The sequence below is a fragment of the Microbacterium sp. RURRCA19A genome (assembly GCF_900156455.1).
Taxonomy (GTDB): domain Bacteria; phylum Actinomycetota; class Actinomycetes; order Actinomycetales; family Microbacteriaceae; genus Microbacterium.
In genome coordinates this window covers 842,674-860,622 of sequence record NZ_FTNQ01000001.1, presented here as the reverse complement: position 1 = coordinate 860,622, position 17,949 = coordinate 842,674, and the positions used below count along the sequence as shown (strand labels likewise).

The following is a 17,949-nucleotide window of genomic DNA, read 5'->3' as shown; positions in this document are numbered from 1 at the left end:
CAACGCTGGGTGGCCATTTCGCATATACGGACACAATTCCGGGGAGAGGATCGTCATGTCGAACGACGACGCCAACGAGCGTAACGTCAACGGAGGTCGCTCCGACGACCGATCCCGGCCCCGATCCTCTTCGGGCGGCGGCTCGGATCGTGGCCGTCCTGCCCGTGATTCCTCCGCCCGGCCGTTCCGTCGGGACGATGATCGCCCCGCACGTCCTCGTCGTGACGGCGGCGACGGCGCCCCCCGGCGTTCGGGCGACGACACGTATCGCCCGCGTCGCGACGGTGCCGGCGCACCGCGATCGTCGGGGAGCGACGGACGTCCCCGCCATGACGGTCAGGGACGCTCGGCGAATGCCGGAGGTTTCGATCGCCCGCGTCGCGATGGCGATGCGCGGCCTTTCCGACGTGAAGGCGGCTCGGCTGATCGTCCGCGTCGTGATGGCGATGCACGGCCTTTCCGACGTGAAGGCGGTTCGGCTGATCGCCCGCGTCGCGATGGCGATGCACGTCCCTTCCGACGTGAAGGCGGCTCGGCTGATCGCCCGCGTCGCGATGGCGATGCACGTCCCTACCGTCCGCGTTCCGAGGGTGGTGATTCGCGTCCCTACCGTCCGCGTTCTGACGGTCAGGATTCACGTCCTTACCGTCCGCGTGGTGAGGGCGGCGATCGCCGGCCGTCCGGAGACCGTCGACAGGGTGCCGGTGCACCGCGCCGTTTCGATCGCACGGACGGCCGCGCCACGCGCCCTCCCCAGGATCAGCGTGAGCGGGGCCCCGCGATCCCCGAGGAGGTCACCGCGCGTGACCTGCCGGGAGCGGCTCGTAACGAGCTCAAGACGCTCAGCAAGGACAATGCGGAGAACGTCGCTCGCCATCTCGTGATGGCATCCCGTCTGATCGATGACGACCCTGCGCTCGCGCATCAGCACGCGCTGGCTGCATCGCGCAGCGCCGGGCGTATCGCGATCGTGCGGGAGACGGTGGCGATCACGGCCTACGCCATCGGCGACTTCGCTCTCGCGCTGCGCGAACTGCGGACTCACCGTCGGATCTCCGGATCGGACGAACAGCTGCCCCTGATCGTCGACAGCGAGCGCGGGGTCGGGCGTCCCGATCGGGCCCTCGAAGAGGGACGATCCGTCGACCGCTCGACCCTCCCCACTGCCGTGCGGGCGCAGTTGGCGATCGCGATGTCCGGTGCTCGTCTGGATCTCGGCGAGCCGGAGCGGGCTCTGCAGGAGCTCGACATCCCCGAAGCCGATCCGGATCGTGCTTTCGAGTGGAGCCCCGCACTCTTCGCGGCGCGTGCCGCGGTGCTCGAGGAGCTCGGACGCGACGATGAGGCCGCCGAATGGTTCCACCGTGCGGAGATCGCGGCGGACGCACTCGATGCCGCCGCCGGTGTCGCGGACCGCGAGGTGATCGTGGTCGAGGAGATCGATCTCATCGACGATGACGGTGGGGTGGACGTGGCATCCGGGGTCATTCCCGTACAGGATGCCGACGAGGGTGAGGACGAAGCCGAGGGCGAGAAGCGATGATCTTCGGACGGAGCAAGGCGGAGCCCACACCGCTCGAGGGCGTCGATGTCATCCTCGCCGACCTGGATGGTGTGGTGTACGCCGGTCCGGGTGCGCTTCCCCACGCGGTGGACAGCCTCAACCGGGCCGCCGACGAGGGCCGCCGTCTCGGCTTCATCACGAACAACGCGTCGCGGACGGACGCCTCCGTCGCCGAACACCTGACGTCGCTGGGCCTGCGCGTCGCGCCCGAGGACGTCGTGACGAGTCCCCAGGCGGCGATGCGCCTCCTGGTGGAGCTCGTGCCCGCGGGATCCACTCTGCTGGTCGTCGGGGGAGAGGGCCTCGTCGTCGAGGTCGAGAAGGCGGGATTCGTCGTCACGCGGAGCGCGGACGACGCGCCCGCCGCGGTCGTCCAGGGGTTCGCCCCGGAGGTCGGGTGGAAGCAACTCGCGGAGGCGGCGTACGCCCTCGCCACTCCGATCGAAGAAGGCGGAATCCCCTGGATCGCCACGAACACCGACTGGACGATCCCGCAGGCGCGCGGGATCGCTCCGGGAAACGGCACGCTGGTCTCCGCCGTGCACACGGCCGTCGGTCGTCTGGCGACGGTGGCCGGCAAACCGGAACGGGCGATCTTCGACGTCGCGGTCGCCCGTACTGGTGCGCGGTCGCCGCTGTTCATCGGCGACCGACTCGACACCGACGTTCAGGGTGCGCGCGCGGCGGGGATGACCTCGGTGCACGTTCTGACCGGAATCGACCGGCCGAAGCAGCTGCTCGCCGCAGCGCCGAATCAGCGACCCGACTACATCGTCGAGGACCTGCGGCAGCTGTTCGAACCGTACCCGGCCACCATCGTGAAGGGCGAGCGGACCCGCGTCGGTGATGCCGTCGTCGAGATCGACGGCGTCGACCTGCGCGTCGTGTCCGACGGAGGACGGCAGATCGACCTCCTGCGGGCGGGTGCAGCCGCCATCTGGAACTCGGGTCGGGCGATCTTCGGATTCCGCGTCCCCGAGCAGTTGTACGCAGACCCGTTCCGCGTGCGGTGACGCCGATACGATGGCATCCATGTCGGATGACAGCCAGACCGATGCCGGCGCCGAACTGATCGATCGTCTGCGCATCATCGAGGAACAGCCGCTCGACGCGCGCGCCGACGCGTATGCCGCGCTGCACGACGAACTCTCGCGCCGGCTCGAGGCGGGGGCCGTGGCGCCCTCCGACGGATGAGCGGGCGTCTGGATGTCGAGCTCGCCGCCCGCGGTCTCGCGCGCTCGCGCACACATGCCGCGCAGCTGATCGCGGACGGTCTCGTGACCGTGGACGGTCGCGGCGTGGTCAGGCCGTCGGTGCGCGTGGAGGACGACGCGCGCATCGAGGTGGCCGTCGCCGACCACTACGTCAGCCGTGGGGCCCACAAGCTCCTGGCCGCCCTCGACGCCTTCGGACTCGACCCGTCCGGACGCGTCGCACTCGACCTCGGTGCTTCCACGGGAGGTTTCACCCAGGTCCTGCGGGAGCGCGGCGCGAATCCGGTGATGGCCGTCGACGTGGGGCACGGGCAGTTGTCCCCGGCCGTCGCCGACGACGCCGGGGTGGTGTCGGTGGAGGGGTATAACGTGCGGTTCATGACCGCCGAGAACCTCGCCGGCGCGACCGGGGTGACTAAGCGTCCGTCGATCGTCTCGGGCGACCTCTCCTTCATCTCTCTGCAGCACGTGCTGCCGGCCGTGGCGGACACCGCGGCGCCCGGCGCCGACATCGTCCTGCTGGTGAAGCCCCAGTTCGAAGTCGGCCGTACCGCGGTGAAGGGCGGTCTCGTGACCGATCCCGCGCTGCGCGCGGACGCCGTGCACGGCGTCCTCTGGGCGGCATGGGACGTGGGACTGCGGACCGCGGGGATCATCGCCTCGCCGATCGTCGGCACGCACGGCAACCACGAGTACGTGGCGTGGTTCTCGGACGCCCGCGGCACCGACCCCTCAGAATGGGAGAGCACCGTGACCCGACTGACCGGAAGCCGATGACCCCCAGCGAACGCCGAATCCTGCTCGTCGTCCACGCGCGACGCGACGACACCGTCGAGGCCGCGCATCGCGTCCTGACCGCCGTGCGCGCGGCCGGCGCGGTGCCCGTCGTGTCGGCCGAGGACCGTCCCGAGCTCGCCGAACGGCTGCCCCTCGACGGGGTGGAGACGCTCGGCGTCGACGCCGGAGTGGAAGACCTCGAACTCGCGATCGTCCTCGGGGGCGACGGAACCATCCTGCGCGCCGCCGAGACGGTGCGCGGCGGCACCGCGCCGATCCTCGGCATCAACATGGGACACGTCGGCTTCCTCGCCGAGATCGAGCGCGACGACATGGACGACGCCGTGCGGCGCGTCATCGCCCGTGACTACCGCGTCGAGGAACGCCTGGCCCTCGCGGTGAAGGTCCTGGACTCCGACGACCGCGTCATCTTCGAGACCTGGGCTCTGAACGAGGCCACGGTCGAGAAGGCGAGTCGCGAGCGCATGCTCGAGGTGGTCATGGAGGTCGACGGTCGGCCGCTGTCGTCGTTCGGATGCGACGGCGTCGTCATGGCGACCCCGACCGGGTCGACCGCCTACAACTTCTCCGCCGGTGGACCCGTCATCTGGCCCACCGTCGAGGCCATCGCGGTGGTGCCTCTCTCCGCCCACGCGCTCTTTGCCCGGCCGCTCGTCGTGAGCCCGGATGCCACCGTCGCGGTGGAGGTCCTCGAGCGCACCAGCGGGAGCGGCATCCTGTGGTGCGACGGACGGCGCTCGCACGAACTGCCGCCGGGGGCCCGCGTCGTCGCCCGCCGTTCGTCGCGGCCCGTGCGCCTCGCGCGCCTGCACCCCGCCGCGTTCACCGACCGTCTCGTACGGAAGTTCCGGCTGCCCGTGACGGGCTGGCGGGGCGCGCTGGGAGGCATGCCGTGATCGAGGAGATGCGGCTGCGCGACCTCGGCGTGATCGCCGACGCGACGCTGCCGATCGGACGCGGATTCACCGCCATCACCGGGGAGACCGGCGCGGGCAAGACCATGGTCGTCACCGGTCTCGGGCTGCTGCTCGGCCAGCGCGCCGATTCCGGTGCGGTGCGTTCCGGCGCGTCGCAGGCGGCGGTCGAGGGGGTGTGGGTCGTTCCGGAGGACGGCCCCGTCGCCGCGCGCGTGCGCGAAGCCGGGGGAGACGTCGAACCGCTCGGCGACGGCGCCGCGGAGTTGTACCTCGGGCGCACCGTCTCGAGCGAGGGTCGCGGTCGGGCCACCGTGGGCGGACGGACCGCGCCGGCGGGCGTGCTCGCCGACCTCGCGGACGACCTCGTCGTGGTCCACGGACAGTCCGATCAGCTGCGGTTGCGCTCGGCATCCGCTCAGCGCGAAGCGCTCGATCGCTTCGGCGGAGAACCGGTCACCGCGGCACGTACCGCGTACCGGACCGCGTGGGACACCTGGCGCGAACTGGACGCCGAACTGACGACGCTGACGGCGGACCGCGACGGGCGCGCCCGCGAGGCCGAGGAACTGCGCGCGGCGATCGCCGAGATCGAAGCGGCCGCACCGATCGCGGGCGAAGAGGAGGAGCTCGCGCGTCGCGCGGAACGACTCGCGAACGCGGAGGAGCTGCGCATCGCCGCGGTGAGTGCCCACGCGGTTCTCTCCGGCGATGACGACGGCCCCGACGTGGTGACGCTGCTCGCCGAAGCGCGGCGGGCGCTGGAACGCGTGTCCGCCAGCGATGCGGCCCTCGCGGCGATCGGCGAGCAGGTTGCCGATCTGGGGTACCGCGCCGCGGATGCCGCCGTCGCCCTGTCCGGCTATCTCGCCGACCTCGACGAGTCCGGGCCGCACGAACTCGCCGCGGTCGACGAGCGGCGCGGCGTCCTGGCGGCGCTCGCCCGCGTCCACGGCTCGGTGGATGCCGCGATCGCGCTGTTGGAGACGGGATCCGCCCGACTGCTCGAACTCGACGACGACGGCGATCGCGTCGAGCGCCTGGGTGCGCTGCGCGATGCGGCCGCCGCAGTCCTCGACGCCGCGGCCGACGCGCTCACCGCGGCGCGATCGGAGGCCGCGGCTCGGCTCGGCGCCGCCGTTACCGAGGAGCTGCAGGCCCTCGCGCTGCCCGACGCAAAGCTGACCGTCGAGGTCGCGCCGTCGTCGACGCCCGGAGCGCACGGTCGCGACGACGTGGCGATCCTGCTGGCCCCGCACCCCGGCGCCGACCCGCGCCCCGTCTCCCGGGGCGCGTCCGGCGGCGAGCTGAGCCGGGTGATGCTTGCGATCGAGGTGGTCATCGCGGGGGTCGACCCGGTGCCCACGTTCGTATTCGACGAGGTGGATGCCGGAATCGGCGGCGCCGCCGCGATCGAGGTGGGACGACGACTCGCCCGACTCGCGGAGTCGTCGCAGGTCATCGCGGTGACGCACCTCGCGCAGGTCGCGGCTTTCGCCGGCAACCACCTCACCGTCGTCAAGGGCAACGACGGCGCGGTCACGGCATCCAGCGTCCGTCGTCTGGAAGGCGCCGAACGCGAGGCCGAGATGGCCCGCCTGCTCTCGGGTCTCAGCGACTCCGACGCCGCGCTCACCCACGCGCGCGAGCTCTTGGAGACCGGCCGCGCCGTGGGTTGACCCCGAGGCCGCGACACGGGATCGTCACGTCGGGGTGACACGCGTGTCGGTGGTCGATGCCAGACTTCCCTCAACGCGCGGAGCGCTCCGCGCGGCCACCCTCCGAGACGACTGATAGGATCGAAGCCCGTGATGCAGACTTCGGACGCGGGACATTCAGACGACAACACCACGGCATCGACCTTCACGACGAAGCACATCTTCGTCACCGGAGGAGTGGTCTCGTCACTCGGCAAGGGCCTGACGGCGGCAAGCCTCGGCAACCTTCTCACGGCGCGCGGACTCCGCGTCGTCATGCAGAAGCTCGACCCCTACCTCAACGTGGACCCGGGCACGATGAACCCGTTCCAGCACGGCGAGGTGTTCGTCACCGACGACGGAGCCGAGACCGACCTCGACATCGGTCACTACGAGCGGTTCCTCGACATCGAGCTGAGCCAGGCCGCGAACGTCACGACCGGCCAGATCTACTCGCAGGTGATCGCGCGCGAGCGGCGTGGCGAGTACCTGGGCGACACCGTGCAGGTCATCCCGCACATCACCGACGAGATCAAGCGCCGCATGCGGCTGCAGTCGACCGAGTCCCCCCAGCCCGACGTGATCATCACCGAGATCGGCGGCACGGTCGGCGACATCGAGTCGCAGCCGTTCATCGAGTCGGCGCGACAGATCCGCCACGAGCTGGGGCGCAAGAACGTCTTCTTCGTGCACGTTTCGCTGGTGCCGTTCATGGGAGCCTCGGGCGAGCAGAAGACCAAGCCCACGCAGCACTCCGTCGCGGCACTGCGGTCGATCGGCATCCAGCCCGACGCGCTCGTGCTGCGCAGCGACCGGCCCGTCACCGAGTCGAACAAGCGCAAGATCGCTCTCATGTGCGACGTCGACGAGGACGCCGTGGTGAACGCGGTCGACGTGCCGAGCATCTACGACATCCCGACGATGCTGCACGATCAGGGCCTCGACGCGTACATCGTCGACGCTCTCGACATCGACAAGGCGGCCGACGTCGACTGGTCGCGCTGGCAGCGCGTGCTCCAGGCGGTGCACAACCCCAAGCACGAGGTCACGATCGGTCTGGTCGGCAAGTACATCGACCTCCCCGACGCCTACCTGTCGGTGACCGAGGCCATCAAGGCCGGCGGCTTCGCGCAGGAGACCCACGTGAAGATCACGTGGATCCCCTCCGACCTGTGCGAGACGCCCGAGGGCGCGGCGAAGGCCCTCTCGGCCGTCGACGGGATCATCGTCCCCGGCGGCTTCGGCATCCGCGGGATCGAGGGGAAGCTCGGCGCGCTGCGGTTCGCGCGCGAGCAGGGGATCCCGACCCTCGGCATCTGCCTGGGACTGCAGTGCATGGTCATCGAGTACGCGCGCACCGTCGCCGGTCTCGAGGGAGCCTCGTCGAGCGAGTTCGACCCCGACACGGTGCACCCCGTCGTCGCGACGATGGCGGAGCAGGTCGACATCCTCCAGAGCGGCGACCTGGGCGGCACGATGCGCCTCGGCCTCTACCCCGCGGCACTCGCCGAAGGGTCGCTCGCGGCCGAGGTGTACGGGGCACCGCAGATCTCCGAGCGCCACCGTCACCGGTACGAGGTCAACAACTCCTACCGCCAGCAGCTCAGCGACGCGGGGCTGGTGTTCTCGGGCCTGAACCCCGACCTCGACCTGGTCGAATTCGTCGAGCTGCCGCGCGACGTGCACCCGTACTACATCGCCACGCAGGCGCACCCCGAGCTGCGCTCGCGTCCCACCCAGCCGCACCCGCTGTTCCGCGGCCTCGTCGGCGCGGCGCTCGAGCGCCACCGTTCGAGCGAGCTGTTCGACGTCGAGGAGGACTGACATGGAGTCGCTGCGCGACGAGCCCGTCGACCTGGAGGTCGTCGCCAGCGACCTCGTGTTCCAGGGCGCGGTGTGGGATCTCCGATCCGACACGGTCAAGTACGGCGACACGGAGATGACCCGCCAGTACGTCGAGCACCCCGGTGCCGCTGCCGTGGTCGCGCTGGACGACGACGGTCGCGTGGTGCTCATCCAGCAGTACCGGCAGCCGATCAAGGAGCGCGACTGGGAGATCCCGGCCGGACTCCTCGACGTGGCGGGAGAGCCGCCCCTCGAGACCGCGAAGCGCGAGCTGACCGAAGAGGTCGATCTGGCCGCGGAGCGCTGGCAGCACCTCGTGTCGGTGCACACGACGCCCGGCGGCAACGACGAGGTCGTGCACCTTTTCCTCGCCCGCGGACTCTCCGACGTCGTCACCGACTACGAGCGCGAACACGAGGAGTCCGACATGCGCGTCGAGCGGGTGCCGTTGGCCGACGTGATCGAGGGCGTCCTCGCGGGGCGTCTGCGCAATGGCATCCTGGCGACCGGCGTGCTCGCCGCCGCCGAGGTGCTGCGTCGCGAGGCCGCGTCGGCGTGACGTGAAGCTCGAGCGCGCCGTCCAGACGTACCTGCGGCACGTCGCGCTCGAACGAGGACTGTCGGACCACACCGTCGCCGCGTACCGCCGCGACCTGGCGGTCTACACGACATGGCTGGTGGCGCGGGGCGTCGGCGACACGGATGCCGTGACCCCGGCGATGGTCGCCGAGTTCGCGGCCGAACGGGCGTCGACGGAACCGCCGCCCGCGGCCTCGTCCCTCGCCCGGCTGCAGTCGTCGGTGCGGGGTCTGCATCGCTTCCTCGTGCGTGAGGGGCGTGCGGAAGACGATCCGAGCGGAAGGCTCCGCCCTCCGAAGGCCCCGCGTCGGCTGCCCAAGGCGCTGTCGATCGCGCACGTCGAGCAGTTGCTGGATGCCGCGGGACCCGCGCCGGGGTCGGCGGACGCGACCGCGGCGGATCCGTCGGCCGTCCGCGACCGTGCTCTGCTCGAGCTGTTGTACGCCACGGGCGCGCGCGTGTCGGAGATCGTGCAGCTCGACGTGGACGACACCGCGCACGGCGACGTGCTCCGCGTGCGCGGCAAGGGCGCGAAGGAGCGGATCGTCCCGGTCGGCTCCTACGCCCGCGCTGCCGTGGAGGCCTACCTCACGCGGGTCCGGCCCGCGTGGGCCGCGAAGGCACGGGCCACTCCGCGGCTGTTCCTCGGGGTCCGCGGGGCGCCGCTGTCGCGACAGAGTGCGTGGCTCATCATCCAGGCCGCCGCCGAGCGGGCGGGGCTCACCGCGCACGTCTCGCCTCACACCCTCCGTCACTCGTTCGCGACGCATCTGCTGCAGGGCGGCGCCGACGTGCGCGTGGTGCAGGAACTCCTCGGGCACGCCTCCGTCGCCACGACGCAGATCTACACGCACGTCTCGGTCGACGCCCTCCGCGACGTCTACGCGACGGCCCACCCGCGGGCGCGGTGAGCATCGGCGGCCCGGAACGGCGGTGCTCACCGCGTGGTCTCCCGGCGGGCGGTGGGCTGGCGAGTAGACTCGACACCGTTATGACGAAGGCGGGAGACTCGGTGTCGGCGAGCACGAAGGGGACGGCGAAGAGCGCGGACGAGGTCATCCTCGGCCCCACCGGACGGCCGTACCAGGGATTCCCCACCCCGCCCGCTCTCGCCAGCCACGGTCCCGCACGCATTATCGCCCTCTGCAACCAGAAGGGCGGCGTCGGCAAGACGACGACGACCATCAACCTCGCCGCCTCTCTCGCGGGCTACGGCCGCCGCGTCCTCGCGATCGACTTCGACCCGCAGGGTGCGCTGTCGGCGGGTCTCGGCATCCAGACGCACGACGTGCCCACGATCTACGACCTGCTGCTCGACACCAAGCGCGACCCGCGCGAGGCCATCGTGCACACCCGGGTCGAGGGCCTCGACCTGATCCCTGCCAACATCGATCTGTCTGCGGCCGAAGTGCACCTCGTCAACGAGGTCGCGCGGGAGACGATCCTCGCCCGGGTGCTCCGCAAGGTCGCCGCCGACTACGACGTCGTGCTCATCGACTGCCAGCCCTCGCTGGGGTTGCTGACCGTCAACGCCCTGACGGCGGCCCACGGCGTGCTGATCCCGCTCGAGTGCGAGTTCTTCGCCCTGCGTGGCGTCGCGCTGCTGGTCGAGACGATCGACAAGGTGCGCGACCGGCTCAACCCTGCGATCGAACTCGACGGTGTCCTGGCCACGATGTACGACCCGCGCACCCTGCACTCGCGCGAGGTCCTCGAGCGGGTCGTCGAGGCGTTCGGCGACGACGTCCTCGAGACGGTCATCGGGCGCACGGTGAAGTTCCCGGATGCCTCGGTCTCGGGCATGCCGATCACGGAGTTCGCGCCCGAGCACGCCGCCGCGCAGGCCTACATGCGGTTGGCGCGGGAGCTGGTCGCCCGTGGCGCCGTCGCCTGACGACAGCTCGCCCGCCACGACGCCCGAGGGCGTCGACCCCGTCGGTTTCCGCGTCTCGCTACCGGTGTTCGACGGGCCGTTCGACCTCCTGCTGAACCTGATCTCGGCGCACGAGCTCGATATCACCGAGGTCGCGCTCAGCCGGGTCACCGACGAGTTCATCGCCTACCTGCGCGCGATGGGACCGGAGGGCGATCTCGACGAGGCATCCGAGTTCCTCGTCGTGGCGGCGACGCTGCTCGACATGAAGATCGCCGGGCTCCTCCCGCAGGGCGAGCTCGTGGATGCCGAATCGGTGGCGCTCCTCGAAGCCCGCGACCTGCTCTTCGCGCGCCTGCTGCAGTACCGGGCGTTCAAGGAGGTGTCGGCCTGGTTCGCGCGCTCGCTGCAGCGCGAGGACCGGCGCCACACGCGGAACGTGCGGTTGGACGAGAAGTACCGCAGCGCCGTCCCCGAGCTCGTGTGGACGCTCAGCGTCGAGGACTTCGCGGCGCTCGCCGTGGTCGCCCTCGCCCCGAAGCAGCCGCCGACCGTCGGCCTCGACCATCTGCACGCGCCGCTGGTGAGCATCCGCGAGCAGGCCGCGATCGTCGTGACGCTGCTGCGCGGATCGGGCACGCTGAACTTCCGCGACCTCGTCGCCGGGGTGACGCAGACGGGGGTCGTCGTGGCCCGCTTCCTCGCGATCCTCGAGCTGTACCGCCACGCCGCCCTGTCGTTCGAACAGCTCGAACCGCTGGGGGAGCTGACCCTGCGCTGGACCGCCGAGAGGTGGTCGGAAGAGAACCTCGCCGCCCTGGGAGCCGACTATGACCGATGACCCCACCGCGCCTCCCGCGCGTCCGAACGACACGGCATCCGTCGCCCGCCGGCTGGAGGCGATCCTGCTGATCCTCGACGAGCCGCAGAGCCTCGTGTCGCTCGCCGCGGCCGTGGGCGCACCGGTCCCGGCCGTGCGCCAGGCGATCGAAGGGCTCGTCGCCGACTACGACGGCGAGGCCAGCGGTCCCCGCCGCGGCTTCGAACTGCGCGAGGTCGGGGGCGGGTGGCGGCTGTACGTCCGCGAGGAGTACGACGAAGTGGTGGGGGAGTTCGTGAACACGCAGGCTCCGTCACGCCTCTCGCAGGCCGCGCTCGAGACCCTGGCCGTCATCGCGTACAAGCAGCCGGTGACGCGGGGGCAGGTGGCATCCATCCGCGCCGTCAACGTGGACTCGGTCGTCCGGACCCTGCTGGCGCGCGGACTCATCACCGAGGTGTTCACCGACCCCGACACGGGGGCGATCCACTACGGGACCACCGACCAGCTGCTGGTCAACCTGGGCATCAACTCGCTCGACGAGCTGCCCCACATCTCGCCGTTGCTCGACGACGGTGCGGACGGATTCGACGGAGAGGTGCTCAGATGAGCGAAGAGGGCGTACGACTGCAGAAGGTGCTCGCGAACGCCGGGGTGGCGTCGCGCCGGGTCGCGGAGGAGATGATCGTCGCCGGTCGCGTGCGGGTGAACGGCGCGGTCGTCACCGAGCTCGGTTCCCGCATCGACCCGGAGACCGACCTCGTCGACGTCGACGGCACCGCCATCCAGCTGGACGCGTCCAAGCGCTACGTCATCCTCAACAAGCCGACCGGCGTGGTGAGCTCGATGAGCGATGACCGCGGTCGGCCCGACCTGCGCCAGTTCACGAAGGACTGGGAGGAGCGACTGTTCAACGTCGGACGTCTGGATGCTGACACCTCGGGGCTCCTCGTCCTCACCAACGACGGGGCGCTGGCCCATGTGCTCGCCCACCCCTCGTTCGGCGTCACGAAGGTGTACATCGCGAAGGTCGAGGGGCAGGTGCTGCCGCAGACGATCCAGCGACTGATCAAGGGCGTCGAGCTCGAGGACGGGCGCATCGCGGCCGACAAGGCGCGGCTGCTGGACTCCTCGCGGGGCGAGAGCCTGGTGGAGCTGACGCTGCACTCGGGGAAGAACCGCATCGTCCGGCGCATGATGGCCGAGGTGGGGCATCCCGTCGTCGAACTCGTCCGGCGGCAGTTCGGCCCTCTTCACCTGGGAACTCTCCCGGTGGGGAAGGCCCGCGAGTTGACTACAGTAGAACGTGGCGCACTGCTCACGCTGTCTCGTCGAGACGGCGACACTCCGGCCGCTCCGGCCGAGTGACCCCGGTGCGCCGCGCGGTGCGAACACCACCGCCAGGGCAGCAGGAGACCCGATGATCGAACCGAACGGAACGTCCGCGCGCGCGGAGGCGCCGTTGGCGACCCGTACGAGCGGCACGGTCCGCGTCGTCGGATCGGGCCTCCTCGGGGCGAGTGTCGGGCACGCGCTCACCGCCCTCGGCGTCGATGTCGTCCTCGCCGACACCTCTCCGTCGCAGCTGCGTCTCGCGATCGACTACGGCGCCGGGCGCGCCGAGCGGGAGGACGACCGTCCGTCGCTCATCGTCGTCGCCGTGCCGCCGGACGTCGTCGCCGACGTCGTGCAGCGCGAACTCGCCGCGTACCCCGATGCCGTCGTCACCGACGTCGCGAGCATCAAACTCGAGCCGCTGCGGACGCTCCGCGCGCGCGGCGTCGACCTCACGCACTACATCGGGTCGCATCCGATGGCCGGACGCGAACGCGGCGGAGCGATCTCCGCCCGTGCCGACATCTTCGTCGGCCGCCCGTGGGTGGTGTGCCGCGACGGTGAGACCTCCGCGCACGACCTGTCGCTGGTTGAGGGGCTCGCCCTCGACCTCGGCGCGACTCTCGTCGAGATGTCGCCGGAAGAGCACGACGAATCCGTCGCACTGATGTCGCACGTGCCGCAGCTTGTCGCGAGTCTGCTGGCCGGCCGCTTCGTGTCCGCGCCGGACGGCTCCCTGCGCCTCGCGGGGCAGGGCGTGCGCGACACCACCCGCATCGCGGCATCCGCCCCCGAGCTGTGGGTGCAGATCCTCGGCGCCAACGCGGCCCCCGTCGTCGAGGTGCTCGATCAGCTCGCCGCCGATCTCGGCGACGTCGCCGCGGCGCTGCGCGACCCCGACGCTCCGGGCGCCCGCCGCACGGTGGCCGACACGATCCGGCGCGGCAACGAGGGCGTCGAGCGTCTGCCGGGCAAGCACGGTCAGAACCGTCGATTCGACAGCTTCGTCGTCATGGTCGACGACACCGCCGGTCAGCTCGGCCGCCTCTTCGGCGAGCTGGGCGAACTCGACGTCAACGTCGAAGACCTGCGTCTCGAGCACTCGCCGGGGGCTCCCTTCGGTCTGGCCGAGATCAGCGTCGTCCCCGACGCCGTCCGCCGAGCCGTCGACGGGCTCCAGCAGCGGGGATGGCGGATTGCGAGCACCACCCATGACTGAGCCCACCATCTTCCGGCCCGGCGTCGTCGCCCCCGCCGAGGGATCGGCATCCGGAGTACCCGTCGTCGTGGCGATCGACGGCCCCGCCGGCAGCGGCAAGTCCAGCGTCTCGAAGGCCGCGGCCGGGCGCCTCGGCTTCGGCTTCCTCGACACCGGGGCCGCCTACCGCGCCCTCGCCTGGCACGCGCTCCAGCACGGCAGCGACACGTCGGATGCCACGGCGGTGCTGGAGGTCTTCGGCGACTTCGACTACGCCATCTCGCTCGATCCGGCCGACCGCTGGGTCCGCGTGGGCGGCACCGACGTGACCACCGCGATCCGCGAGCCGCGCGTGACGGATGCTGTGAGCGGCGTGGCCCGCGTCCCCGCCGTGCGGCAGGCCGTGAACGACCTGTTCCGTCGGCTCGTGGCATCCTCGGGCCTCCGTGGGGTCGTGGTCGAAGGCCGCGACATCACCACGGTCGTGTACCCCGACGCGCCCGTGCGCATCCTTCTGACGGCCGCGCCCGAGGTGCGCGCCGCCCGCCGCAGCGCCGAGCTCACCTCGCAGGACGCCGCGGCCGTGGCCGCCGCCCTGCACAAGCGCGACGCCGCGGATTCCTCGGTCGTCGACTTCCTCACCGCCGCCCCCGGCGTGCAGGTCGTCGACTCGACCCACCTCGATTTCGAACAGACCGTCGACGCCGTTTTGGACGTCGTCGACTCCACGATGGGAGCCCGCGATGGGCGTTGACGACGAGTACGAAGGCGGGCCCGACCAGCTCGCCGAGAAGATGGCCGAGCTCGACGAGGTCCTGGCCGAACAGCGCGCGCAGGCGCTGCGCGCCGGGCTCGAGGACTTCGACCTCGACGAGGACGACGCGGCGCTGCTCGCCGGACTCGCCTCGGGGGAGGACGGCATCGAGTTCCTGCCGGCGCTGCCGGTCGTGGCGATCGTGGGCCGACCGAACGTCGGGAAGTCGGCGCTCGTGAACCGCATCCTCGGGCGCCGTGAGGCGGTCGTCGAGGACACCCCCGGCGTCACCCGTGACCGCGTGACGTACAAGGCCGAGTGGCTCGACCGGCGTTTCTCGCTCGTCGACACCGGCGGGTGGGAGCCGGACGCGAAGGGCATCGACCGCTCGGTGGCCGCGCAGGCCGAGGTCGCGATCGACCTCGCCGACGTCGTCCTGTTCGTGGTGGATGCCACGGTGGGCGCGACCGCGACCGACGAGCACGTCGTGCGACTGCTGCGCAAGACCAAGAAGCCCGTGTTCCTGGTGGCCAACAAGGTCGACGACGCCCGTCAGGAGCCCGAGGCCGCCGCGCTGTGGAACCTCGGACTCGGCGAGCCGCACCCCGTCTCGGCCATCCACGGTCGTGGGGTCGCCGACCTCCTCGACGAGCTCATGAAGGTGCTGCCGCAGATCTCAGCGGTGGCGAAGTACGAGATCGGCGGGCCGCGTCGCGTCGCGATCCTCGGCCGCCCGAACGTCGGCAAGTCGTCGCTGCTGAACAAGGCGGCGGGCGAAGAGCGCGTCGTCGTGAACGAGCTCGCGGGCACGACCCGTGACCCGGTGGACGAGGTCGTCGAGCTCGGCGGCAAGCTCTGGACGCTCGTCGACACCGCCGGCATCCGTCGTCGTGTGCACCTGCAGCAGGGCGCCGACTTCTACGCGTCGCTGCGCACCTCGACCGCGCTGGAGAAGTCCGAGGTCGCCGTCGTCGTGCTCGACGTGTCGCAGTCGATCTCCGTCCAGGACCTCAACATCATCGACCTCGTTCTGGAGTCGGGACGCGCGCTCGTGCTGGCGTTCAACAAGTGGGACCGCCTGAACGACGACGACATGGAGAACGCCGACCGTCGCCGCTACCTCGAGCGCGAGATCGAGCAGGACCTCGCGCACGTGACCTGGGCACCGCGTGTGAACATCTCCGCCCGCACCGGCCGTCACCTCGACAAGCTCGTGCCGGCGCTCGAGACGGCGCTGGAGTCGTGGGACCAGCGCATCCCGACCGGCAAGTTCAACGCGTTCCTCGCCGAGCTCGTCGCCGAGCACCCGCACCCGCTGCGCGGCGGCAAGCAGCCCCGCATCCTGTTCGGGACGCAGGCGTCGACGCGTCCGCCGACCTTCGTGCTGTTCACGACCGGGTTCCTCGACCCGGGCTACCGCCGGTTCATCCAGCGGCGCCTGCGCGAGATCTACGGCTTCGAGGGCACACCGATCGTGCTGAACATGCGCATCCGCGAGAAGCGTCAGCGCTGATCCGCCCCACGAACGCCCCGGTTACAGCCGGGGCGTTCGTGCTGTCGGGGGCACGCGGCATCCGGGCCGGGTGGGTGCGGGCGTGCCGTCGTGCGGGCGTGAGCGCGTGCCGTCGTGCGGACTTCGGGGAGGACATGCCGGTCGGGGGTGTCGTCGGGTCGGCGTGTCGGCGGAAGACTCCGCGTGACGGTACCGGGTGCCCGGCGCGTCATGTTCCACTGCGGGACGAGCCGGGCCGATAGAGTCCGGTGCGGCGGGCAACGGGTGCCCGCGGGAATGGGGGATCATCGTGTCCAGTTCGCAGACCGCTCCGGCGTTGAATCAGCCGTACTACGGGGCTCCGCTGGGTGCCGCCGTGCAGCGCTTCTTCAAGAAGTACGCCACCTTCACGGGCCGCGCCAGCCGCAGCGAGTTCTGGTGGTGGATTCTCATCGCCGCGATCGTCAACCTCGTGCTGAACATCCTCGCCACGGTCGGTGGGGTCGGCGTGACGCCGTCCGGGGAACTCACCGTGAGCGGGTTCGGTGTCTTCGTGCTCGTCGTCGCGGGGCTCTGGTCTCTCGCGACCATCGTTCCGCAGATCGCCGTTGGTGTGCGCCGCCTGCATGACACCAACCACAGCGGATTCTGGTACTTCATCGCGCTCGTTCCGCTTCTCGGGCCCATCGTGCTGCTGGTGTTCTTCCTGCGCGACGCGGACCCGCAGGGCGCGCGCTTCGACTGAGCGCGCGGGTGAGGTCGCGAGACTGCATCCGCCTGACATCCCCACCGCACGCTGCGGGGGGTTCGTCGGGCGGATGCAGTCTCGCGTTTTCGGCGGGTTCCGACGGGCGCCGTGGTCGCGGTGGGCGGCGCCGTGTGACGCGCGGAGCGTCCTGCGGGTCGTGCCTGTGCCAGGGTGGAGGGGATGACGATCCAACCTCCCGCCCCCGGTGAGCCGCGGCGTCCGCACGGACCCCGCGATCCCGGCGACGCCTGGGTCGAAGCGCCCACCGGTGAGCGGTACTGGGGACGTTTCGGCGCGGCGGGCCTGCTCGCCGTGGATGCCGAGCGCGGCGTCCTGCTGCAACACCGGGTCTCGTGGAGCCACTTCGGCGACACGTGGGCCCTGCCGGGTGGGGCGCGGCACCAGGGCGAATCCGCGCGTAACGGCGCGCTGCGCGAGTCGGCGGAAGAGGCAGGGGTTCCGGTGGATGCCGTGCAGCCTCGGTTCGAGAGCGTGCTCGACCTCGGTATCTGGACGTATTCGACGCTCGTCGCCGATGTGACGACGCCGTTCGAGCCGGTGATCAGCGACCCCGAGAGTGTGGCGTTGGAGTGGGTGCCGATCGACGAGGTGGCATCCCGCCCGTTGCATCCGGGATTCGCGGCTGCCTGGCCGATGCTGCGCGATGCGCTGTCGGTGCGTCCCGCGGTGATCGTCGACGTGGCGAACGTCGTGGGGTCGGTGCCCGACGGATGGTGGAAGGACCGCGCCGGCGCCGCCGAACGGCTGCTGTCGCAGCTGTCAAGGCTCGCGATCGAGGGGATGGATGCCGAGCCCCTCGGCCTCTCTGCCACGCGCTGGTTCCCGTTCGTGTCCGCGGTGCTCGAAGGCGACGCGCGCGCGGCGGACGTGTTCGCGGACCAGGTGGGTGTGTTCCGTGCCCCGGGGTCGGGCGACGACGAGATCGTCGCGGTCGCGGGGAAGCTCGTGGGGGCGTGGAACCCTCTGATCGTCGTGACCAGCGACCGGGGGCTCGCGGCGCGTGTCGAAGAGCTCGGTGCGTCGGTGCGCGGGGTCCGGTGGTTGCGGGAGCAACTGGACTGAGGGTGGCGGACGCTCTCTGAGCGTTCGGTCGGTGA

At 71.0% G+C, this 17,949-nt stretch carries 19 protein-coding genes; all 19 read left to right on the top strand.

Annotation, left to right across the window (positions count from 1 at the left end; all coding sequences use genetic code 11):
• The first annotated feature begins 149 nt into the window (after positions 1 to 149).
• A complete protein-coding gene (locus tag BW982_RS04190) occupies positions 150 to 884 on the top strand; it encodes a hypothetical protein (RefSeq protein ID WP_076490796.1) in 735 nt (244 codons plus the stop codon).
• Positions 884 to 1,543 (top strand): tetratricopeptide repeat protein, encoded by a 660-nt coding sequence (locus BW982_RS04185; protein ID WP_254845519.1) that lies wholly within the window; start codon positions 884 to 886, stop codon positions 1,541 to 1,543. The genes BW982_RS04190 and BW982_RS04185 overlap by 1 nt, the downstream gene beginning before the upstream one ends.
• On the top strand, positions 1,540 to 2,577 hold the full coding sequence (locus BW982_RS04180; RefSeq protein ID WP_076490795.1) for an HAD-IIA family hydrolase: 1,038 nt from the start codon (positions 1,540 to 1,542) through the stop codon (positions 2,575 to 2,577). The genes BW982_RS04185 and BW982_RS04180 overlap by 4 nt, the downstream gene beginning before the upstream one ends.
• A 19-nt stretch (positions 2,578 to 2,596) precedes the next feature.
• Complete coding sequence (locus BW982_RS18100) at positions 2,597 to 2,758, top strand: hypothetical protein (protein ID WP_175611022.1); 162 nt, start codon at positions 2,597 to 2,599, stop codon at positions 2,756 to 2,758.
• Entirely contained in the window at positions 2,755 to 3,555 is an 801-nt protein-coding gene (locus BW982_RS04175; protein ID WP_076490794.1) for a TlyA family RNA methyltransferase, read from the top strand. Before BW982_RS18100 ends, BW982_RS04175 begins: the two co-directional genes overlap by 4 nt.
• The gene (locus tag BW982_RS04170; RefSeq protein WP_076490793.1) at positions 3,552 to 4,472 is read left to right on the top strand and encodes an NAD kinase; all 921 of its coding nucleotides are present in this window, start codon (positions 3,552 to 3,554) and stop codon (positions 4,470 to 4,472) included. The genes BW982_RS04175 and BW982_RS04170 overlap by 4 nt, the downstream gene beginning before the upstream one ends.
• Positions 4,469 to 6,169 (top strand): DNA repair protein RecN, encoded by a 1,701-nt coding sequence (gene recN / locus BW982_RS04165; protein WP_076490792.1) that lies wholly within the window; start codon positions 4,469 to 4,471, stop codon positions 6,167 to 6,169. Before BW982_RS04170 ends, recN begins: the two co-directional genes overlap by 4 nt.
• 132 nt (positions 6,170 to 6,301) lie before the next feature.
• Positions 6,302 to 8,011, top strand: a complete 1,710-nt coding sequence (locus tag BW982_RS04160) for a CTP synthase (RefSeq protein WP_076490791.1) — start codon at positions 6,302 to 6,304, stop codon at positions 8,009 to 8,011.
• 1 nt (position 8,012) lies between these two features.
• Complete coding sequence (locus tag BW982_RS04155; RefSeq protein WP_076490790.1) at positions 8,013 to 8,591, top strand: NUDIX domain-containing protein; 579 nt, start codon at positions 8,013 to 8,015, stop codon at positions 8,589 to 8,591.
• 1 nt (position 8,592) lies between these two features.
• Positions 8,593 to 9,522 carry a site-specific tyrosine recombinase XerD gene (gene xerD / locus BW982_RS04150; protein ID WP_076490789.1) on the top strand — a complete coding sequence of 310 codons (930 nt, stop codon included), beginning with the start codon at positions 8,593 to 8,595 and terminating at the stop codon, positions 9,520 to 9,522.
• Between the two features lie 80 nt (positions 9,523 to 9,602).
• Positions 9,603 to 10,505, top strand: a complete 903-nt coding sequence (locus BW982_RS04145; protein WP_254845518.1) for a ParA family protein — start codon at positions 9,603 to 9,605, stop codon at positions 10,503 to 10,505.
• The gene (locus BW982_RS04140) at positions 10,489 to 11,325 is read left to right on the top strand and encodes a segregation and condensation protein A (protein ID WP_076490788.1); all 837 of its coding nucleotides are present in this window, start codon (positions 10,489 to 10,491) and stop codon (positions 11,323 to 11,325) included. The genes BW982_RS04145 and BW982_RS04140 overlap by 17 nt, the downstream gene beginning before the upstream one ends.
• A complete protein-coding gene (scpB, locus tag BW982_RS04135; protein ID WP_076490787.1) occupies positions 11,315 to 11,914 on the top strand; it encodes an SMC-Scp complex subunit ScpB in 600 nt (199 codons plus the stop codon). Before BW982_RS04140 ends, scpB begins: the two co-directional genes overlap by 11 nt.
• Entirely contained in the window at positions 11,911 to 12,672 is a 762-nt protein-coding gene (locus BW982_RS04130; protein WP_076490786.1) for a pseudouridine synthase, read from the top strand. Before scpB ends, BW982_RS04130 begins: the two co-directional genes overlap by 4 nt.
• Positions 12,673 to 12,724: 52 nt before the next feature.
• On the top strand, positions 12,725 to 13,858 hold the full coding sequence (locus BW982_RS04125) for a prephenate dehydrogenase (protein WP_076490785.1): 1,134 nt from the start codon (positions 12,725 to 12,727) through the stop codon (positions 13,856 to 13,858).
• Positions 13,851 to 14,591, top strand: coding sequence for a (d)CMP kinase (gene cmk / locus BW982_RS04120; protein ID WP_083696501.1), 741 nt, complete (start codon positions 13,851 to 13,853; stop codon positions 14,589 to 14,591). Before BW982_RS04125 ends, cmk begins: the two co-directional genes overlap by 8 nt.
• On the top strand, positions 14,581 to 16,104 hold the full coding sequence (der, locus tag BW982_RS04115; protein ID WP_076490784.1) for a ribosome biogenesis GTPase Der: 1,524 nt from the start codon (positions 14,581 to 14,583) through the stop codon (positions 16,102 to 16,104). Before cmk ends, der begins: the two co-directional genes overlap by 11 nt.
• A 289-nt stretch (positions 16,105 to 16,393) precedes the next feature.
• Complete coding sequence (locus tag BW982_RS04110) at positions 16,394 to 16,828, top strand: DUF805 domain-containing protein (RefSeq protein WP_076490783.1); 435 nt, start codon at positions 16,394 to 16,396, stop codon at positions 16,826 to 16,828.
• A gap of 183 nt (positions 16,829 to 17,011) precedes the next feature.
• A complete protein-coding gene (locus BW982_RS04105) occupies positions 17,012 to 17,914 on the top strand; it encodes an NUDIX hydrolase (RefSeq protein WP_076490782.1) in 903 nt (300 codons plus the stop codon).
• Positions 17,915 to 17,949 lie beyond the last annotated feature (35 nt).

Excerpts from the sequence above, each read along its gene's own strand:
- BW982_RS04185 (WP_254845519.1), top strand. The coding sequence starts at position 884 with ATGGCATCCCGTCTGATCGATGACGACCCTGCGCTCGCGCATCAGCAC.
- BW982_RS04180 (WP_076490795.1), top strand. The coding sequence starts at position 1,540 with ATGATCTTCGGACGGAGCAAGGCGGAGCCCACACCGCTCGAGGGCGTC.
- BW982_RS18100 (WP_175611022.1), top strand. The coding sequence starts at position 2,597 with ATGTCGGATGACAGCCAGACCGATGCCGGCGCCGAACTGATCGATCGT.
- BW982_RS04175 (WP_076490794.1), top strand. The coding sequence starts at position 2,755 with ATGAGCGGGCGTCTGGATGTCGAGCTCGCCGCCCGCGGTCTCGCGCGC.
- BW982_RS04170 (WP_076490793.1), top strand. The coding sequence starts at position 3,552 with ATGACCCCCAGCGAACGCCGAATCCTGCTCGTCGTCCACGCGCGACGC.
- BW982_RS04160 (WP_076490791.1), top strand. The coding sequence starts at position 6,302 with ATGCAGACTTCGGACGCGGGACATTCAGACGACAACACCACGGCATCG.
- BW982_RS04155 (WP_076490790.1), top strand. The coding sequence starts at position 8,013 with ATGGAGTCGCTGCGCGACGAGCCCGTCGACCTGGAGGTCGTCGCCAGC.
- BW982_RS04145 (WP_254845518.1), top strand. The coding sequence starts at position 9,603 with ATGACGAAGGCGGGAGACTCGGTGTCGGCGAGCACGAAGGGGACGGCG.
- scpB (WP_076490787.1), top strand. The coding sequence starts at position 11,315 with ATGACCGATGACCCCACCGCGCCTCCCGCGCGTCCGAACGACACGGCA.
- BW982_RS04130 (WP_076490786.1), top strand. The coding sequence starts at position 11,911 with ATGAGCGAAGAGGGCGTACGACTGCAGAAGGTGCTCGCGAACGCCGGG.
- BW982_RS04125 (WP_076490785.1), top strand. The coding sequence starts at position 12,725 with ATGATCGAACCGAACGGAACGTCCGCGCGCGCGGAGGCGCCGTTGGCG.
- cmk (WP_083696501.1), top strand. The coding sequence starts at position 13,851 with ATGACTGAGCCCACCATCTTCCGGCCCGGCGTCGTCGCCCCCGCCGAG.
- der (WP_076490784.1), top strand. The coding sequence starts at position 14,581 with ATGGGCGTTGACGACGAGTACGAAGGCGGGCCCGACCAGCTCGCCGAG.
- BW982_RS04105 (WP_076490782.1), top strand. The coding sequence starts at position 17,012 with ATGACGATCCAACCTCCCGCCCCCGGTGAGCCGCGGCGTCCGCACGGA.